Source organism: Neptunicoccus sediminis (assembly GCF_001719615.1).
In the GTDB taxonomy this organism is placed as follows: Bacteria; Pseudomonadota; Alphaproteobacteria; order Rhodobacterales; family Rhodobacteraceae; genus Amylibacter; species Amylibacter sediminis.
Map to the genome: position 1 here is coordinate 805,275 of NZ_MDVX01000001.1, position 16,467 is coordinate 821,741.

The window sequence follows — 16,467 nt, forward strand, 5'->3', positions numbered from 1 at the left end:
CAGTGCTTCAAAAACATGGCGTAGCAGGCCGGTTTACCCAGCGGTTTAGCGGCTTACAGAAGTTCCGGCGTGCGGCCCAGTCGACGGGCCAGCGGTGCGATGGTCAGGCCCTGAATGATAATGCTGAACAACACCACCATATAGGTCATCGACAGCAGCAGCGGCTTCCATTCTGTGTCCGGCAGGGTCAGCACAAGCGCAACAGAGATACCACCTTTCAGACCGCCCCATGTCATGATCGGAATCACATCGCGGGGGAAGGTCTTGAACGGTTTGAGCATCAGAACCGGCACCGCGACCGCCACCAGCCGCGCCGTCAGTGCCACGCCGATGGCAAACAGTCCGGCCCAAAGCGCACTGACGTTAAAGGCCACGGCAAAGACTTCTACGCCGATCAGCAGGAACAGGATGGCGTTCAGGATTTCGTCGATCAACGACCAGAAGGCATCAAGATATTTGCGGGTTTCATCGCTCATCCCGTATTTCACGCCCACATCCCCGATGAACAGACCGGCGACCACCGCGAAAATCGGGCCGGACAGGTGGAAATAGGTTGCCAGTTGATACCCCCCGAAGGCCAGCCCGAGCGAGAGCAGAACCTCCAGCGGGTAGTCGTCGATCCGCCGCATCACCGCGAAGGTCAGATAACCGAGGATACCGCCAAGGGCCGCACCGCCAAAGGCTTCCTGTCCGAACAGCATGAATGCGCCGGCAAATGTTGTTGCGTGGCTGTCCTGACCGCTTGGAAAGGCGAGCCCGACAAGGATCAGAAACACCACATAGGCCACGCCATCGTTGAACAGGCTTTCCCCTGCGATTTTGGTTTCCAGTTCCTTGCGCAGGTTGGCCGCGCGCAGCACGCCCAGAACCGCAACCGGATCGGTCGGGGAAATCAACGCGCCGAACACCAGCGCAATCATCAAAGGAACACCAAGGACAAGGGTCACAGCCCCCCCGACAATCGCCGTGGACAGACCAACGCCAATGGTCGCCATCAGCACAACCACCCACGCCTGCTGTCTCAGATCACCGATTTTCACATGCAGCGCACCGGCAAAAAGCAGCAGGCCCAGCATCCCTTCAAGCAGCGCGGAGGAAAACTCCAGATCAATCACGAAACTGCGCACCGTGTCGCGAATTTCCAGAACGGGATAGATCGCATCAACCCCCATAATCGCCAGAGACGCCAACAACGCTATGATCATGATGCCAATGGCCGAGGGTAATCTGAAAAACAGGTAGTTGATCGCGCCGAACACCCCTGCAAGGACGATCAGCAACGATGCAATCTGAAGTTCGTTCATGGGGGCTCTTCCTGTTGTTTATCCCACTGCATGTAGCATTCGGGGCAACCGGACGGAAGATAATTACGCACGCTGTGAAAACACGTGCGACAGGGTTCTGGTTCGGGGAGGGATGAAACCGGCCCCTCCGGGAGGAGGAGGAGGGACCGGCATCTGTACCATGCGGGATCTGGGAGGAACGACCGCGCGGTATTCTGGTGTATTATGATGCCGGTCCCACCGGGAGGAGGTGGCGGGACCGGCATCTATACCTAACGGGATCTGGGAGGAACGACCGCCGGGTAATCTGGTGTGTTTGTTTGCCGGCCCCTCCGGGAGGAGGATAGAGGGACCGGCGTGTTTACGAAACGGGATCTGGGAGGAACGACCGTTTTGTAAAAGGCGCTTGAAAGGACAGGCGCCTATCCGAATTATTGATCCTGAACGACCAGCGTGCGTGCGTAGGCCGGAATGTCAGCGCGTTTCACGCCAATCTGGTGCAATTGCTCGTTGCTCATGCCTTGCAGGGCAGAGATCATCCGTGCGGTTTGCAGGCGCAGCAGGGACGCGGATGCCCGTGCTGAAACGCCGGACCAACCCGCAGCGAATGCTTCGGCAGAGCGTTTCTTGAAGGCTGCGAAGCCGGATTCAGAGATGTTGTCGTATGTTACAGTTTTCATTGTCTTAAGCCATTTCTGCCGCTTCACGAGCGACCCGTCTGATGTCACCACGGGAAAACCCGAGGTCTGCGAGATCGCGGGCAGAGAGGCCTGCAAGCTCGGCAAATGTGTTTGTGTACGCCTTGCGTTTGCGGCGATATGTGCTCCAGCTTTCGGCGGTGTTCTTGAGCGCCGATGCGAACTTGTTCTTAAGGTCGCCGAGTGCTGTGCCATTATGTGTGCTAGAGATCGACATTTCGACTTTCCTTCATTTTGCTGCAGCGCAGAATTTCTTGCTGCAATGCAACAATATGAACGATCCCCCCCGGTTTCAACGTATCTCTGCGCAAAGGGGGTATGCATAAACGGAAAGGCAGTTCTCCTTGAAAATAAAGCTCTTGCCCTATGGCTGCGCCTTTATCGGGCAGATCCGGCGGGTCCTGAGCGATATTTGCGCAGGGTTTGCACGCAGTCCCGAAAATTTTGTGATCACAGCAAGTGACGGGACGTTTCCGGCGTGGATGACGCCTTGCGCGGGATTCGCGGCTTTTGCGAATTGCCAAGCGATTCAATGCGTGATGATCTGCGCCTGTCTGGGAAAAGGTGCAGTATGGAAAAGAAAGATCGTATAGATTTGCTCGGTGCCGGCTTGCTGGTCGGGGTTTCCCTGTTGCTCGGACTGAATCAGGTTTTGGTAAAGATCGTCGGGCAGGGGATGCATCCCGCGCTGCAAGCCGGATTGCGCAGTGCGATGGCGGTGCTTCCTGTTCTGGCGCTGGCGGTGCTGTTCCGCCGCAGGCTGAGCCTGCGGGACGGCAGTCTTGGCTGGGGCGTCGTCACCGGCGTCCTGTTTGCGCTGGAATTTCTGATGCTGTTCCTTGCGCTTGATTATTCCTCTGTCGCCCGTGTTTCTGTGTTGTTTTATACTATGCCGGTCTGGATGACCCTTGGTGCGCATTTTCTGATCCCTGCCGAACGTCTGACCCGTAACAAGATCATCGGTCTGGTGGTCGCGGTTACAGGTGTCGTGGTGGCCATGTGGGGGCGTGAGGGCGGCGAGAACGAGTTGCTGGGCGATATTTTCTGCATTGCAGGGGCGATGATCTGGGCGGCCATCGGGATCGTGGCCCGTGTCACGCCGCTGAACCGGTCTGTGCCGGAAATGCAGTTGCTCTACCAGCTTGTCGTCTCGGCTGTTGTGCTGATCCCTGTTGCCTTTCTGATCGGGGACCAGATCCGCGATCTGCAACCGTTTCATTGGGGCGTTCTGGCGTTTCAGTCGGTGGTTGTGGTTGGCTTGGGCTTTTCCACATGGTTCTGGGTGCTGTCGAAATACCCCGCATCGGAAATGGCGAGCTTCGGCTTTCTTGCGCCGCTCTTTGGTGTGCTGCTTGGCTGGTTGATCTTGGGAGAGACGATCACGATCTGGATTGTCGTCGCACTGATACTGGTCAGCGCGGGGATTGTGTTGATCAACCACAAGCCCCGCAAAAGATAGCCCCGCGCAGCGCAGTGCCGCGCGGGAGCATTCCTCAAAGCGTGCCGATCCGTTCGACCAGCAACGCGAAAAAGCCGTCGGCATCCACGTCTTTTACATAGGTTACATTGGCGGGGCGATCCGTAACCCGCCACCAATCCGCCACTGTCGCCCCAAGCGTCAGCTTGGAAATGGTTTCAACCTCTACGTTGATGAAACGGCTGTTGAACAGATCGGGGCGCAGCAGATAGGCAATCACGCAGGGATCATGCAGCGGCGCACCGTCCGAGCCGTATTTCTCCTTGTCGTAACGTTCAAAGAAATCCGTCAGCTCTGCCACCACAGGACCGGCGCGGTTGGGCAGGGCACGAAAGGCTGCGACCCGCGGCGCGGTGGTCAGGGCCTGATGTGTGCAATCAAGCGGCAGCATCGTGACCGCAACGCCCGAGCGCAGCACAATATCGGCGGCGGTTGGATCGACATAGATGTTAAACTCTGCCGCGGGCGTGATGTTGCCCCCTTCAAAGAAGCCACCCCCCATGAAAACAATCTCGCGAATGTTTTCCTTGATCTCGGGGGCTTGTGTCAGCGCGGCTGCGATATTGGTTAATGGTCCCAACGGACAAAGCGTCACATCCTTTGTGCTGCGCAGGGTGTCGATGATGAAATCTACCCCGTGTTTGTCCTGCAATGGGATTTGCGGCTCTGGCAGGGTCGGCCCGTCCAGCCCCGTGCGCCCGTGGACATGCTCGGCTGTGACCAGTGGACGATCCAGCGGCGCATCGCAGCCCGCGAAGACCGGAATGTCCGGGCGTCCGGCCAGTTCCACGATTTTGCGGGTGTTGAGTTCGGTTAGCGCCAGAGGAACATTCCCCGCCACTGCAGTGATGCCCAGAACCTCCAGTTCAGGACTGGCAAGCGCGAGCAGGATGGCTACCGCATCATCCTGTCCCGGGTCTGTGTCGATAATGATTTTACGTGTCATGCCATAGCTTTAGACCAGCCGCGCCAAAAGCAAAAGCGCCCCTTTTGCGTGAAGGCGCAATTCACGTTACCCTCGGCGCAGGTGCATTAGAGAGAAAAGGAGTTTTAGGATGCCTAAAGGTTATTTAATTGCTCATATTCGGGCACATGACGCGGAAAAAATGCAGGAGTTCAGCGCTTTGGCCCGCCCTGCAATAGCCAAATACGGCGGTAAGGCACTGGTAAGCAATCCGAACCCGACGCTAAAGGAAGGCCCTGCAAGCGGAACGGCTGTGGTCATCGAGTTTGAAGACATGGACGCCGCCGAACGCTTTTACAATTCCGAAGAATACACAGCGGCAAGAGCGGTCCGTATGCTTGCTGCGGAAACGGATCTCGTTCTCGTAGAAGGTCTCTGATTTCTCGTAATGCCCAGTCGCCACGCAAGCTTCGCTGCGGATGCTGCCGTGTTCTGCCCTACTTGCGGAACCTCAAAAGTTGAACCGCCAGTGCGTATTCGCACCGGCGGTCCTTATGGCGCGCGCCTGTTACGCAGGCGCGAACACAATATTATGCGATAGCGGACGATCAGCCGTCGAAATCAACCGTTTCGACCAACTTCAAAGAGGTTGGGCGCAGTTTCGCGATTTCGTCGAGCGGCTTGTCGTCCGCTGTAAAGCTGCCCCAGCTTTTCACCAGATCAGAGGCTTGCGTGCCTTCTTTCAGCGGGTATTCCCCGTTCACCTGCGCGTAGATTTCCTGTGCAGCATCAGAGGACAGCCATTCCATCAGTTGAACGGCTTCTTCCTTGTTCGGGGCCGCTTTGGTCAGGGCCACACCGGACAGGTTCACATGGGTGCCGCCGTCTTCAAAGGTCGGAAAGACGATGCGCACGGAATCTGCCCAGGCTTTCTGATCGGGTTCTTCCAGCATTTTTTTCATGTAGTAGGTGTTGCCAAGCGAAATATCGCATTCACCGGCGTGGATGGCTTTCACCTGTCCGCGGTCATTGCCTGAAGGCTTGCGCGCCAGATTGGATTTGATGCCTTCCAGCCATGTTTTGGTTTCTTCTTCGCCGTGGTGGGCGATCATGGAAGAAATCAGCGCGAGGTTATAGGCATTGGTGCCGGAACGGATGCAGATGCGGCCTTCCCATTTGTCCGAGGCGAGGTCTTCGTAGGTGGTGACTTCCCCTTCTTCCACCCGATCCTTGGAGGCGTAAACAATCCGCGCACGGGATGTCAGGCCAAACCATTCGCCATCGGCATGACGGAATTCAGCGGGGATATTCGCGCTCAGGGTTTCGGATTGCACGGGTTGGGTCACGCCGGCATCCACAAGTGCTTGCAGGCGGGAAATATCAACGGTCATCACCAGATCCGCCGGAGAGCGGTCGCCCTCGGCCTGAAGTTTTTCAATCATGCCTTTGTTCAGGAACACAAGGTTGGTTTCAACGCCGGTCTCTTTGGTAAAGGCGTCCAGCAGGGGCGATACCAGTTCGGGCTGGCGGTAGGAATATACCGTTACGTCTGCGTATGCGGCGGTGCTGGTCAGGGTGGCAGCGGTGGCTGCGAGGGCGCTGATAAATCTCATAGGTTCGAATCCTGTATAAGTTTCGGTGGCTCCTCTTAATACGACTAAAATAGTCGGGTCAATGATTGACTGAATTGGTCGGAATAAAAGTTCAACTGCGCTTGCCGTTGGCGATCCGGATAATGGAGCAGTTAAAATTTGCATTGGCGCGGGCGGACTTAGGGGCTAAGCATGTGCCATGACTGACTATATTCTCCTGATCTTTGCGGCTTTCGGGGCCGGTGTTTTGAATACTATCGCCGGTGGCGGCACCTTTCTGACCTTTCCCGCGCTGGCCTTTACCGGCGTGCCGCCCGTTGTGGCCAATGCGACATCGGCGGTGGCGGTCTTTCCGGGCTATCTGGCCGGAGCGGTGGGATTCAAGGACGAATTGAAAGCCTTTGACCGGCGTCAGATGGTCCGCCTGACGGTGATTACGCTGGCCGGCGGGCTGGTGGGGGCGCTGCTGCTGGTGGTCTCCTCTAACGAAGCCTTTGCGATTGTCGTTCCTTTCCTGCTGCTGGCCGCAACACTGGCTTTCTGGTTCGGGGATGCGATCCGCGACTGGGCCGCACGCAAGGCACGGGCGGTCACACCGTTCGGTGCGGCGGGTCTGTTTCTGGTCAGCATCTACGGTGGCTATTTCAACGGGGGGCTTGGCATCGTGCTGCTGGCGTTGTTCTCGCTCTGGGGGATGACCAACATCCACGAGATGAACGGGCTGAAGAACGGCCTTTCCTTTGCGCTTTCGGCAATTTCGGTCGCGGCCTTTGCCATCAGCGGGCTGGTTGAATGGCCCCAAGCGATCGTGATGATGGTCGCGGCCACCATCGGGGGCTATGCGGGCGCGCCTGTGGCCCGTGTCCTGCCAAAATCCGTGGTGCGCGGCATTGTCATCCTTGTCGGCCTAAGCATGAGCGCGGTATTCTTTGCGCGGCTGTTCTGATCACAGCGCTATGGTGATGCCTCAGTCTGCGGCGCGTTCCGCCTGTTTCGCCTGATCCCAAAGCCCGTCCATCTCTGCCAGATCCGAGTCATTCGGGGTCTTTCCCTGCCGTTCCAGCGCATCTTCGATGTATTCAAAGCGGCGGGTGAATTTGCGGTTGGCACTGCGCAGGGCCTCTTCTGGGTCGATCTCCAGATGGCGCGCCAGATTTGCCATTACAAACATCAGATCCCCGAATTCTTCTACCTGTTTGTCACGGGGCAGGCTATCCACGGCCTCTACCAGTTCGGCGGCTTCTTCGGTGATCTTGTCAAGAACCTGCACCTTTTCCGGCCAGTCAAACCCCACACGGGCCGCCCGCTTTTGCAGCTTTACCGCACGGGTCAGGGCCGGCAGATTGCCCGCCACCCCGTCCAGCGTGCGGGTCTTGGTCTGCCCTTTCGCCGCCCGCTCTGCCGCCTTGATCTTTTCCCAGTCGGCGGTCTGTTGCGCTGCGGATTTATCGCGGCTTTCCGTCCCGAATACATGGGGGTGCCGGTGGATCATCTTGTCGGCAATCTTTTTGGTGACGGTTTCAAAGGTGAAATGCCCGTCCTCCGCCCCCATCTGGGTGTAATAGACCACCTGCAACAGCAGATCGCCCAACTCCCCCTCCAGCTCTGCCATATCCCCGAGCGCGATGGCATCGGCAACTTCATAGGCTTCTTCGATGGTATAAGGCACGATAGAGCCATAATCCTGTTCAATGTCCCACGGACACCCTGTTTCAGGGTCGCGCAGGCGGGCCATGATCTCTAGCAGGCGGGGCAGGCCGCCGTCCGGATCAAGGCATAAGGATTGAGAGGCGGATTGGTCTTTACTCATGCTTCGGGGTTCCTGATAGTCCGCGCAAAAGGAGACCAGAATCTATGGCCGTGATCAACCGTATTGCAGAATATTTTGAAGACATGAAGGAATGGCGCCAGCATCTGCACGCCCATCCCGAACTGGACATGGACTGTCACCAGACCGCCGCGTTTGTTGTCGAAAAACTGCGCGCCTTTGGTGTCGATGAAATCCACGAAAAAATCGGGGTTAGCGGTGTGGTCGGCATCATCAACGGGCAGGGCGACGGGCCGACTATCGGTTTGCGGGCGGATATGGACGCGCTGCCCATGCCAGAGGAAACCGGGCTGCCCTACGCCAGCACGGTTGAAGGTATGATGCACGCCTGTGGCCATGACGGACATACGACCATGCTGCTGGGTGCGGCCCGCTATCTGGCTGAAACCCGCAAGTTTTCGGGGCGCGTGGCGCTGATCTTCCAGCCGGGCGAAGAAGGGTCCGGCGGTGCGCGGTTCATGGTAGAGGACGGGTTGATCGACAGGTTCAACATCTCGCAGGTGTTCGGCCAGCATTCCCTGCCAAAATCCCCCGTTGGTACGATTGAAACCTGTCCCGGTCCTTTGCTGGCAGCGGCAGATGACTTTGAAATTCACATCACAGGCGCGGGCGGGCATGCAGCCAGCCCCCATGAATCCGTTGATCCGGTGATGATCGCGGTCAATCTCTACCAGAATCTGCAATCCATCGTGACCCGCAATGTGGATCCGATCAAAACCGTGGTACTGTCCCTGACACAGATCCATGCCGGCACCACCCACAATGTGGTGCCTGAAACCGCTATGCTGGGCGGTACGGTGCGCAGCTTTGACAAGGATGTGCAGGCACTGGTGGTGGAGCGGATGAAGGCGATTGTTCACAGCACCGCAGAGATGATGGGCGGGTCCGCGCGGCTGACGTATAACTATGGCTACCCTGCGACGATCAATGATCCGGTGAAAACCGAATTCGCCTGCGAGGTTGCCCGCGAAGTGGTCGGCGCGCCGAATGTCAAAGGCGACATTGCCCCGACAATGGGGGCCGAGGATTTCTCGTTCATGCTGGAACAGGTGCCGGGCGCCTACTTCTATATTGGCAACGGTGACAGCGCCTATCTGCACCACACGAAATACGATTTCAACGACGAGGCCAGCCCCGCCGGAGCCTCGGTTCTCGCACGGATCGTAGAGCGGGCGCAGCCCCTTGCCGCCAAGTGATCCGGTTCACGAAACCTTGCGTCACGGAAATGGGCTTTGCTCTCCTGCGGTGGTCACACTAGGTTAGGCGGCAACAGGAAATTGAAGGAATAAATGATGTCTAACGACTATGTACCGCCAAAGGTTTGGGAATGGGATTCCGAAAGCGGCGGCCAGTTTGCCAGTATCAACCGGCCCATCGCAGGGCCAACCCATGACAAGGAGCTGCCCGTCGGCAAGCATCCGTTGCAGCTTTATTCGCTGGCGACACCCAATGGTGTCAAAGTCACGGTGATGTTGGAAGAACTGCTGGAGTCCGGTCACGCGGGGGCGGAATATGACGCCTGGCTAATAAAGATCGGGGACGGAGATCAGTTCGGCAGCGGCTTTGTCGATGTGAACCCGAACTCTAAAATTCCGGCACTGATGGATCATTCCACAGAAAAACCGACCCGCGTTTTTGAAAGCGGGGCGATCCTGCTCTATCTCGCGGAAAAATTCGGAGCCTTCCTGCCAAGCGATCCCGCAGCGCGGACTGAAACCCTGTCTTGGCTGTTCTGGCAAATGGGCTCTGCGCCGTATCTGGGCGGCGGTTTTGGCCACTTCTACGCCTATGCACCGGAAAAGTTTGAATACCCGATCAACCGTTTTGCAATGGAAGTGAAGCGTCAACTGGATGTTCTGGACCGTCGTCTGGGCGAATCCGAATATCTGGGCGGTGCGGACTATTCCATCGCGGATATTGCGAACTGGGCATGGTACGGAGTGCTGGCGCAGGGCAAGATCTATGAGGCAGGGGAATTCCTGCAAGTGGACAGCTATAAAAACGTGCAACGTTGGCAAAAGGCCATTGCCGCCCGTCCTGCGGTACAGCGGGGGCGGATGGTAAACCGCGCTTCTGGTCCGCTGGAGGAACAATTGCGCGAACGTCACGATGCGTCGGACTTTGAAACCCGCACGCAGGACAAGCTGGAACCGGCCGAAAACGCCTGATCCGGCATCACAGTTCAGTGCAGGCGGCTGGAAAATCCGCCTGTGCCCCCTACCTTTGGGTAACATATCAGGAGAATTGCCATGCTGTTTTCGTCAAAGCCCACCACCATTCCCGCGCCCGCAGACTGTCTGCCGGGGCGTGCAAGCGAATTGCCAACTGCCGAGATGCACTTCGTCAACGGACGCCCGCTGAAAGGGCCGATCCCCGATGGATTTGAACAGGCCGTTTTCGGCATGGGCTGTTTCTGGGGTGTGGAACGCCTGTTCTGGAAGCTTGACGGCGTCTGGTCCACGATGGTGGGCTATGCGGGCGGATCAACCCCCAACGCCACCTATGAAGAGGTTTGCAGCGGGCGGACCGGACACAACGAAGTGGTGCGCGTGATCTATGACCCTTCGGTGATCAGCTATGAACAATTGCTGACTGTCTTTTGGGAAGGGCACGACCCGACACAGGGTATGGCGCAGGGCAATGACCGTGGCACCCAGTACCGCAGCGGGATTTATACGTTCTCTGATGAACAACAGGCGCTGGCCGAACAAACCCGAGAAGCCTTTCAGCCGCGCCTGCGCGAAAAAGGTTATGGCCAGATTACAACCGAAATCCTGCCCGCGCCGACATTCTATTACGCCGAGGATTACCACCAGCAATATCTGGCAAAAAATCCGGCGGGCTATTGCGGGATCGGTGGCACAGGTGTGACCTGTCCGATTGGCGTCGGTGCCTGACCACCGCGACACCGGTGACTAAGATTGATTATGACCGGATGCAGTAATCTGTGTCCGGTCTTTTCTGTTCAGGCGGAGGGGCCTGATCCGCGGACCATTCGGGCATGACGCTTGACGATGCGCCTTCACTTACCTAATCGGAACACAACGATAGGAGCCTGCAAAATGCCGACATTTACTGCCCTGACCACACTCAGAGACAAATCCCGCGCCGAAGCCCTTGCCGAAGCCTGTGAGGATCTGATCCCCGAACCGACAGGGGTGGGCGTGTTTGAAGTGGAAGACGGCAGCGGCACATGGGAAGTCGGGGCCTATTTCATTGAACAACCGGACGATATTGCCCTCTCCCTGCTGGCAGCGGCCCATGACGCGAAACCCTTTGCGATCTCGGAATTGCCCGAAACCGACTGGGTGGCCCATGTGCGTCGCGAACTGGCACCGATCCGTGCGGGGCGATTCTTTTTATACGGCAGCCACGATGCCGATCAGGTGCCGCAGGATAGCGTGCCCCTGCTGATAGAGGCGGCAATGGCCTTTGGCACTGGACACCACGGCACCACGCAGGGGTGTTTGCAGGCGTTGCACGATCTGGATACCAAGGGCTTTCATGGCCGCAATGTGATTGATGTGGGGTGCGGAACTGCGGTTCTGGCTATGGCGGCTGCGAAAATATGGCAGGGCTCTGTGCTGGCCAGCGACATTGACGAAGTGGCCACAGACACCGCTGCGGCCAATGTGGTCTGCAACGATCTGGACGGACGTGTGGAAATTGTCACATGCGCCGGTTTTGACCACCCGCGGCTGCGGGAACAAGCGCCTTATGATCTGATCTTTGCTAACATCCTGAAAGGCCCGCTGATTGCGCTGGCACCGGACATGGGCGAAAGCTGCGCCGCGGATGGTTATGTCATCCTTTCGGGGCTGCTGAATGAACAGGCGGACGATGTGAAAGCCGCCTACACCGCGCAGGGATTCGCACTGGTGGATCACCTGATTGTTGGTGAATGGTCAACGCTCTGTTTACAGAAGCGCCCTTAATCTGCCCAGATTTTGCCCCAATTCGCGTCTAATTTTATCTAAGCAGTTTGCATCGCCGTGGTTGAGGCAAAGCGGCCTCAGGTTTCCCGTCGATTAACACATTGGTCTGTGTGTGCTTGCAGATGTGTAAGGGCGCGGGTTGCAGACTGCACGACATGCAAAAAGCATGGATATTTACGTGTAGTTGGGATTTGAGTGGTATGACCGAGGATAGAAAAACGTTTGAGAAACGCATTGCGCGGCTGGATCCGGATTTCAAACCGACGATCTGGCGCAAGTGGCAGCGACGTCCCCGTCGCAAGATCCATATCCCCCTGGCCCGTACCGCGCTGTTCATGCTGATGTTCTATGGAACCGTCACTGTCACCAAAGTCGTGATGATTCAGGAACTGGGACCGCAGGGCTATGAGGCAAAAGTCGCGCAACTGGCGTCGGGACCGGATGCCTCGCGGATTGCTGCAAAGCTGCTCGGGCGTGATCCGGTGCTGGCCTATGTGGAAGGCAACTTCCTCTAACCCAAATCCGTTTCGCTACGCATAAGGGCGACCCTGATGGGGTGCGCCCTTTTTTCATGTCCGCATCGCGAAAGGGCGCAGACACAAAAAAGACCGCTGTGGGAGGACAGCGGCCTTTTTCATTTGCGGCCGAATAGCCGCTGGAAAGAAGCGCATCACAGGGAGGAAAATGCGCCGCTTTGTTCCTACGCTCAGAAGCGTGTCGGGATGGAGTCAAGATCGCCCCGGATCAGGCCGATGTCGTTCAGTTCACGATCGGACAGTTGGGACAGGATGTTGACGGTTTTGCGCTTTGTGTTCCACTCTACGATTGCAGCGAATGCTGCTTCGAGACGTGCAACAACAGTGTGTGTCGCAATGGCACCAAAAGGAGCCACGTATGTGTTGGGAGCCAGGGCCATGATAACATTCCTTATAAGTGAAAGACGCAGCGCGTCGGTTCGTCTGAGCCCCAGATAGGCCGCCGGTCCCGCGCTTTCAAATGTCAAAATCGCATAGCTGAACTGCCTGTTTTGCATGGCTGAATCCCGATGTCGCTTTTGGATTATTTCCCGCTGAAAAGGCCCCGTTTTCGCCGGTTCATGTCGTTTTCAGAACAGGTGCGAGGGGCGGCGGGATTGAAACAATTTTAGGGACATCAGCCCTTGAAGGAGTGCCACAGGGTTGCGTGTCTTTTCCGTCACAGGCAGTTCCGTGGGACGGGGATGAAAACCGACTTCTTATCATCCGAAACCGCCTCGCGGGATTTTTCAGTCCGGCCGATGTGCGAATCAACCGGACGGGCGTTTGCGTATTCCGCTTGGCGGATGTTCTTGTTTCGTGCTACGACTTGCAAAAATAACAACAAGAGCAGCGACAAGGCGGGGCAGCGATGCGCGTTATTGGAATCGATCCGGGGTTACGCAATCTGGGTTGGGGTATTGTAGATGTGGCGGGCACGCGGGTGTCCCATGTGGCCAACGGGATCTGCAAATCCACCTCCGGCGGTCCGCTGGCCCAACGGTTGCTCAGCCTGCACAGCCAGCTTGAAGACGTGATCCGGCGCCACCTGCCGACGACATCGGCGGTTGAGAATACATTCGTGAACAAGGATGGCGCTGGCACGCTAAAGCTCGGTCAGGCGCGGGGGATCTGCTTGCTGGTTCCGGCACAATTCGGGCTGGACGTGGCGGAATATGCGCCCAATGCGGTTAAAAAAGTCGTGGTCGGTGTGGGTCATGCGGATAAGAAGCAGGTGCTTCATATGGTGAAGATGCAGCTTGGCGGGATTGATCCGGTCGGGCCGGATGCGGCGGATGCGCTGGCGATTGCCCTGTGCCACGCCCATCATGCTCAATTTTCAGGGCGGCTTGATGCGGCACTGGCCAAGGCGGAAACGCGAAAGGGGGCCGCATGATCGGCAAGATAACAGGGCGGGTAGACTTTAAGGCAGCAGATCATGTGCTGGTCGATGTGCAGGGGGTCGGTTATCTGGTCTTTTGCTCCGAGCGCACCTTATCGTCGCTGCCCCCGAAAGGCGGTGTTGTCGCGCTATACACCGATCTGCTGGTGCGCGAGGATAACCTGCAACTTTTCGGTTTTCTGACGCTGGCGGAAAAAGAGTGGCACCGGTTGTTAACCAGTGTGCAGGGGGTCGGGGCCAAAGTCGGACTGGCTATCGCCGGAACGCTGGGTGTGGAGGGGGTCAGCCGCGCCATCACCCTTGGCGATGTGGCCGCCGTCAAAGCGGCCCCCGGTGTGGGGCCGAAGCTGGCACAGCGGATCGTGGTGGAACTGAAGGACAAGGCAGCCAGTGTGATTGCGATGGGGGCGCAGGGGTCCGAACAGGTGCAGGTCGATGATTCTGTGGTGATTGAAGCTCCGGTAGCAACAAGTGCGCCCGCTGAACCGGCTGGGGCTGTGTCAGCCGGAGCCGCCTCTGCGGGGGCGCAAGCGGATGCCCTGTCAGCGCTTGTGAATCTTGGCTACGGTCATGGGGATGCAGCAATGGCCGTGGCGCAGGCGGGTGGTGACGCCCCCGAAGCGGACAGCGGTGCGCTGATCAAGGCAGCCTTGCGGTTGCTGGCGCCGAAAGCTTAAGTCGTGCGGCACACGGGCCGGTTGGAAAAAAGTGCCTCCGGCGGTCATATCGTCAAGACCATAATGTATATTATTACTTGGTCGGAGTTCATAAGATACAAAAAGCATCTACAAATTTATCTTACTTTTCGCGGTTGAAGAATTGCTTTCGCATAGCAGTCGGTAACTCAGACACATCGCTTCTCAAACGGTTTCCATCATGCATTGGCGGAAATGGTGTTTTTTTGATGTATTACTGTGTCGTCGGAAACCACGGTGCGGAGAACCGACTTTCGCTGGGACCAGTGCGCAGGAAGCGGAATTTTCAATATTACTCGAACGGCCCTTAGCGGACGTTCACCAAGTTCGACGGCAATACACTGCAGCATTTGCACAGCAGACATTGATCGAGGTCATATCATTTTGCCTCACCCTATCGCCTAACCCAAAGGACTATTCTTTCGAAGGCCTTGGCAAATTGACGTTCACCTTCATGTGCTTCGCTAATTTCAAAATACTCTCGCTCTTTTCTTCGACAACACTTTGCTCAGTCAGAACTTGTTCAAAAGCCCCAAGCGCATTGTGATCTGTCGAATCCAAGTGCTTTTTGAATGACGGCGCAAAAGGAATCAGTGTTTTAAGTTCCGAGTATCGATGATACCGAGACCAGTTTTGTCAATACTACGGTCGAGGCACTTTCAAGATCTTTACTTTCCAGTACCAACTTTGTTAAGTCCGGCAACTCCTTGGCCGTCTTCACAAACGTTTCTGGTGTGTAATCAGCGGCTGCAAATTTTTGTGCGATAGACTGTATAATTTGCTGCTTTGTGGTTTGATTTACTACACCAAGTAGTTGGTCGCCCATTCTTGCGGTTACTTCACCGCTGCCAGAGAGTAGACCGAGGTAGTGGTCCTCAAATTGAAGTGGTCCCAGAAAACTGGACAGTCGCTTAAGGTGTATCCCAAACCTTTGAAGGGATACGAGAATGGCGAAGCGCCGGAATTTTACAGATCAGTTTAAGGCCAAGATGGCGCTGGAAGCGTTGCGCGGTGACAAGACCGTGCAGGAGATCGCAGCGAAGCATCAGTTGCACCCAAACCAGGTCAGCACATGGAAACGGCAGGCCATCGACGGGATGGCCGATGTGTTCTCTGGCGGGAAGCAAAGCGGCCCAACTGAAGCAGAGGTCAAGGAACTGCACGCCAAGATCGGGAGGTTGGCGGTTGTAGTGATTCAGATCTCGATGTCGCGTGGCAGGGGAACGAATGGTTCTTTCGTTTCTTCATTTTGGACCATTTCTCTCGTTATGCGATACACCTTAACGACGGGCTCGAATTTCCGCGACCACCTCTATAGGGTAAATCCCGCCAGACTTATAACAAACCGGCAACACACAGGTGTTGGGAAAGACGCGATGCGGCATTGGATAGAACCAAGCTTATTCGTTGTCTACCTTCGCTGGAAAATTCAGGATTCAAACCCACAACACTGACAACCGCAGCGACTTTGCCTTCCTCATTGCGAACTGTGTGCGCTTGCGCACTTAGACCCTCAATGATGTCATCTTTTGAAAAAGCTTCATTTGATCCGCGGAGTTCTTTGACAATCCCAGACAATTCTGAGGCATCCGTAATCGTGCGCGGATTTGCAGAAGGTAATTTCTTTTGGAGGTACGTGTCGCAGTCTTCCGGTGACATATGAGCCAATAGCAATTTGGGTCCAGCACCCTGATTGTATGGCCGCACCTCTCCGATGTTCCAGAGTTGCACCTGAACGGGTGGGTCGATGACAGCCCTGGCGACACATAACGCTCCTTCTTTGCCCGGTGTCGCAAGAAAGACAAGACAGTTGGTTTCAACTGAAACCTGTCGCAAAATGGGTTCGGCTATCTGACGCAGATCATGTTGACCCGGCACACTTGCTGCTAGGGACAACAGATCAAACCCGAGCCAGTATTGTCGCGAGCCCGGATCATGGACGATCATATCGCACTCTATCAGCGTACCCAAAATTCGCAGGGCAGTCGCCTTATCAAGCCCGGTCGCCTTTGCGATTTCGGTCAATGTCAGCTTGGGCTTTGCGGGATTAAATGACCGCATAACAGAAACCGCCCGTTCGATTGCTCTTACTTTCGGCATTCCCGAACCGGGAGTTTTTTGAGCAGTTTCTGTCATTA

The 16,467-nt window shown here is 56.5% G+C and carries 20 protein-coding genes; 11 read left to right on the forward strand and 9 right to left on the reverse strand.

The window, feature by feature from the left end; all coding sequences use genetic code 11:
* Positions 1-53: 53 nt before the first annotated feature.
* The 3 genes from BFV97_RS03850 to BFV97_RS03860 form a co-directional block, all read right to left on the reverse strand.
* On the reverse strand, positions 54-1,304 hold the full coding sequence (locus BFV97_RS03850) for a cation:proton antiporter (RefSeq protein WP_069298960.1): 1,251 nt from the start codon (positions 1,302-1,304) through the stop codon (positions 54-56).
* A gap of 410 nt (positions 1,305-1,714) precedes the next feature.
* On the reverse strand, positions 1,715-1,963 hold the full coding sequence (locus BFV97_RS03855) for a DUF1127 domain-containing protein (protein ID WP_108721621.1): 249 nt from the start codon (positions 1,961-1,963) through the stop codon (positions 1,715-1,717).
* A gap of 4 nt (positions 1,964-1,967) precedes the next feature.
* The gene (locus BFV97_RS03860; protein WP_069298961.1) at positions 1,968-2,198 is read right to left on the reverse strand and encodes a DUF1127 domain-containing protein; all 231 of its coding nucleotides are present in this window, start codon (positions 2,196-2,198) and stop codon (positions 1,968-1,970) included.
* A 354-nt stretch (positions 2,199-2,552) separates the two neighbouring features.
* On the opposite strand from BFV97_RS03860, the gene BFV97_RS03870 reads away from it, so the two are divergent.
* On the forward strand, positions 2,553-3,440 hold the full coding sequence (locus tag BFV97_RS03870) for a DMT family transporter (RefSeq protein WP_069298963.1): 888 nt from the start codon (positions 2,553-2,555) through the stop codon (positions 3,438-3,440).
* Positions 3,441-3,474: 34 nt separating this feature from the next.
* On the opposite strand, the gene BFV97_RS03875 is transcribed toward BFV97_RS03870, so the two are convergent.
* Complete coding sequence (locus BFV97_RS03875) at positions 3,475-4,404, reverse strand: nucleoside hydrolase (protein WP_069298964.1); 930 nt, start codon at positions 4,402-4,404, stop codon at positions 3,475-3,477.
* A gap of 109 nt (positions 4,405-4,513) precedes the next feature.
* Between BFV97_RS03875 and BFV97_RS03880 the strand changes: the two genes are divergently transcribed.
* Complete coding sequence (locus BFV97_RS03880; protein ID WP_069298965.1) at positions 4,514-4,801, forward strand: DUF1330 domain-containing protein; 288 nt, start codon at positions 4,514-4,516, stop codon at positions 4,799-4,801.
* A gap of 169 nt (positions 4,802-4,970) precedes the next feature.
* Here BFV97_RS03880 and BFV97_RS03885 read toward each other — a convergent pair whose 3' ends face one another.
* Positions 4,971-5,975: a Fe(3+) ABC transporter substrate-binding protein gene (locus tag BFV97_RS03885; protein WP_069298966.1), complete on the reverse strand. Its 1,005-nt coding sequence runs from the start codon at positions 5,973-5,975 to the stop codon at positions 4,971-4,973.
* Positions 5,976-6,153: 178 nt separating this feature from the next.
* Here BFV97_RS03885 and BFV97_RS03890 point away from each other — a divergent pair, with 178 nt between their 5' ends.
* Complete coding sequence (locus BFV97_RS03890; RefSeq protein WP_069298967.1) at positions 6,154-6,900, forward strand: sulfite exporter TauE/SafE family protein; 747 nt, start codon at positions 6,154-6,156, stop codon at positions 6,898-6,900.
* A gap of 21 nt (positions 6,901-6,921) precedes the next feature.
* On the opposite strand, the gene mazG is transcribed toward BFV97_RS03890, so the two are convergent.
* Complete coding sequence (gene mazG, locus BFV97_RS03895; RefSeq protein ID WP_069298968.1) at positions 6,922-7,764, reverse strand: nucleoside triphosphate pyrophosphohydrolase; 843 nt, start codon at positions 7,762-7,764, stop codon at positions 6,922-6,924.
* A 44-nt stretch (positions 7,765-7,808) separates the two neighbouring features.
* On the opposite strand from mazG, the gene BFV97_RS03900 reads away from it, so the two are divergent.
* The 5 genes from BFV97_RS03900 to BFV97_RS03920 all read left to right on the forward strand — a co-directional run bounded on the left by BFV97_RS03900 (position 7,809) and on the right by BFV97_RS03920 (position 12,232).
* Positions 7,809-8,978 (forward strand): M20 aminoacylase family protein, encoded by a 1,170-nt coding sequence (locus BFV97_RS03900; protein ID WP_069298969.1) that lies wholly within the window; start codon positions 7,809-7,811, stop codon positions 8,976-8,978.
* A 96-nt stretch (positions 8,979-9,074) separates the two neighbouring features.
* Positions 9,075-9,950: a glutathione-dependent disulfide-bond oxidoreductase gene (yghU, locus tag BFV97_RS03905; protein WP_069298970.1), complete on the forward strand. Its 876-nt coding sequence runs from the start codon at positions 9,075-9,077 to the stop codon at positions 9,948-9,950.
* Positions 9,951-10,031: 81 nt separating this feature from the next.
* Positions 10,032-10,679, forward strand: a complete 648-nt coding sequence (gene msrA / locus BFV97_RS03910; RefSeq protein ID WP_069298971.1) for a peptide-methionine (S)-S-oxide reductase MsrA — start codon at positions 10,032-10,034, stop codon at positions 10,677-10,679.
* Between the two features lie 165 nt (positions 10,680-10,844).
* Complete coding sequence (locus BFV97_RS03915; protein WP_069298972.1) at positions 10,845-11,717, forward strand: 50S ribosomal protein L11 methyltransferase; 873 nt, start codon at positions 10,845-10,847, stop codon at positions 11,715-11,717.
* Positions 11,718-11,917: 200 nt separating this feature from the next.
* Positions 11,918-12,232, forward strand: a complete 315-nt coding sequence (locus BFV97_RS03920; protein ID WP_069298973.1) for a hypothetical protein — start codon at positions 11,918-11,920, stop codon at positions 12,230-12,232.
* A gap of 191 nt (positions 12,233-12,423) precedes the next feature.
* On the opposite strand, the gene BFV97_RS03925 is transcribed toward BFV97_RS03920, so the two are convergent.
* Positions 12,424-12,633: a DUF1127 domain-containing protein gene (locus BFV97_RS03925; protein ID WP_069299077.1), complete on the reverse strand. Its 210-nt coding sequence runs from the start codon at positions 12,631-12,633 to the stop codon at positions 12,424-12,426.
* 470 nt (positions 12,634-13,103) lie between these two features.
* Here BFV97_RS03925 and ruvC point away from each other — a divergent pair, with 470 nt between their 5' ends.
* On the forward strand, positions 13,104-13,628 hold the full coding sequence (gene ruvC / locus BFV97_RS03930) for a crossover junction endodeoxyribonuclease RuvC (RefSeq protein WP_069298974.1): 525 nt from the start codon (positions 13,104-13,106) through the stop codon (positions 13,626-13,628).
* Positions 13,625-14,311: a Holliday junction branch migration protein RuvA gene (ruvA, locus tag BFV97_RS03935; RefSeq protein ID WP_069298975.1), complete on the forward strand. Its 687-nt coding sequence runs from the start codon at positions 13,625-13,627 to the stop codon at positions 14,309-14,311. The genes ruvC and ruvA overlap by 4 nt, the downstream gene beginning before the upstream one ends.
* Before the next feature lie 616 nt (positions 14,312-14,927).
* On the opposite strand, the gene BFV97_RS03940 is transcribed toward ruvA, so the two are convergent.
* Positions 14,928-15,155: a hypothetical protein gene (locus tag BFV97_RS03940; RefSeq protein ID WP_069298976.1), complete on the reverse strand. Its 228-nt coding sequence runs from the start codon at positions 15,153-15,155 to the stop codon at positions 14,928-14,930.
* 121 nt (positions 15,156-15,276) lie between these two features.
* Between BFV97_RS03940 and BFV97_RS19230 the strand changes: the two genes are divergently transcribed.
* Complete coding sequence (locus tag BFV97_RS19230; protein WP_108721622.1) at positions 15,277-15,783, forward strand: transposase; 507 nt, start codon at positions 15,277-15,279, stop codon at positions 15,781-15,783.
* Here the strand turns inward: BFV97_RS19230 and BFV97_RS18365 are convergent.
* Positions 15,665-16,465 carry an IclR family transcriptional regulator gene (locus BFV97_RS18365; protein ID WP_083225479.1) on the reverse strand — a complete coding sequence of 267 codons (801 nt, stop codon included), beginning with the start codon at positions 16,463-16,465 and terminating at the stop codon, positions 15,665-15,667. The genes BFV97_RS19230 and BFV97_RS18365 overlap by 119 nt on opposite strands.
* Positions 16,466-16,467 lie beyond the last annotated feature (2 nt).

Bases quoted from the DNA above. Each gene is read 5' to 3' on its own strand.
- BFV97_RS03850 (WP_069298960.1), bottom strand. From the start codon at position 1,304: ATGAACGAACTTCAGATTGCATCGTTGCTGATCGTCCTTGCAGGGGTG.
- BFV97_RS03855 (WP_108721621.1), bottom strand. From the start codon at position 1,963: ATGAAAACTGTAACATACGACAACATCTCTGAATCCGGCTTCGCAGCC.
- BFV97_RS03860 (WP_069298961.1), bottom strand. From the start codon at position 2,198: ATGTCGATCTCTAGCACACATAATGGCACAGCACTCGGCGACCTTAAG.
- BFV97_RS03870 (WP_069298963.1), top strand. From the start codon at position 2,553: ATGGAAAAGAAAGATCGTATAGATTTGCTCGGTGCCGGCTTGCTGGTC.
- BFV97_RS03875 (WP_069298964.1), bottom strand. From the start codon at position 4,404: ATGACACGTAAAATCATTATCGACACAGACCCGGGACAGGATGATGCG.
- BFV97_RS03880 (WP_069298965.1), top strand. From the start codon at position 4,514: ATGCCTAAAGGTTATTTAATTGCTCATATTCGGGCACATGACGCGGAA.
- BFV97_RS03885 (WP_069298966.1), bottom strand. From the start codon at position 5,975: ATGAGATTTATCAGCGCCCTCGCAGCCACCGCTGCCACCCTGACCAGC.
- BFV97_RS03890 (WP_069298967.1), top strand. From the start codon at position 6,154: ATGACTGACTATATTCTCCTGATCTTTGCGGCTTTCGGGGCCGGTGTT.
- mazG (WP_069298968.1), bottom strand. From the start codon at position 7,764: ATGAGTAAAGACCAATCCGCCTCTCAATCCTTATGCCTTGATCCGGAC.
- BFV97_RS03900 (WP_069298969.1), top strand. From the start codon at position 7,809: ATGGCCGTGATCAACCGTATTGCAGAATATTTTGAAGACATGAAGGAA.
- yghU (WP_069298970.1), top strand. From the start codon at position 9,075: ATGTCTAACGACTATGTACCGCCAAAGGTTTGGGAATGGGATTCCGAA.
- msrA (WP_069298971.1), top strand. From the start codon at position 10,032: ATGCTGTTTTCGTCAAAGCCCACCACCATTCCCGCGCCCGCAGACTGT.
- BFV97_RS03915 (WP_069298972.1), top strand. From the start codon at position 10,845: ATGCCGACATTTACTGCCCTGACCACACTCAGAGACAAATCCCGCGCC.
- BFV97_RS03920 (WP_069298973.1), top strand. From the start codon at position 11,918: ATGACCGAGGATAGAAAAACGTTTGAGAAACGCATTGCGCGGCTGGAT.
- BFV97_RS03925 (WP_069299077.1), bottom strand. From the start codon at position 12,633: ATGGCCCTGGCTCCCAACACATACGTGGCTCCTTTTGGTGCCATTGCG.
- ruvC (WP_069298974.1), top strand. From the start codon at position 13,104: ATGCGCGTTATTGGAATCGATCCGGGGTTACGCAATCTGGGTTGGGGT.
- ruvA (WP_069298975.1), top strand. From the start codon at position 13,625: ATGATCGGCAAGATAACAGGGCGGGTAGACTTTAAGGCAGCAGATCAT.
- BFV97_RS03940 (WP_069298976.1), bottom strand. From the start codon at position 15,155: ATGGGCGACCAACTACTTGGTGTAGTAAATCAAACCACAAAGCAGCAA.
- BFV97_RS19230 (WP_108721622.1), top strand. From the start codon at position 15,277: ATGGCGAAGCGCCGGAATTTTACAGATCAGTTTAAGGCCAAGATGGCG.
- BFV97_RS18365 (WP_083225479.1), bottom strand. From the start codon at position 16,465: ATGACAGAAACTGCTCAAAAAACTCCCGGTTCGGGAATGCCGAAAGTA.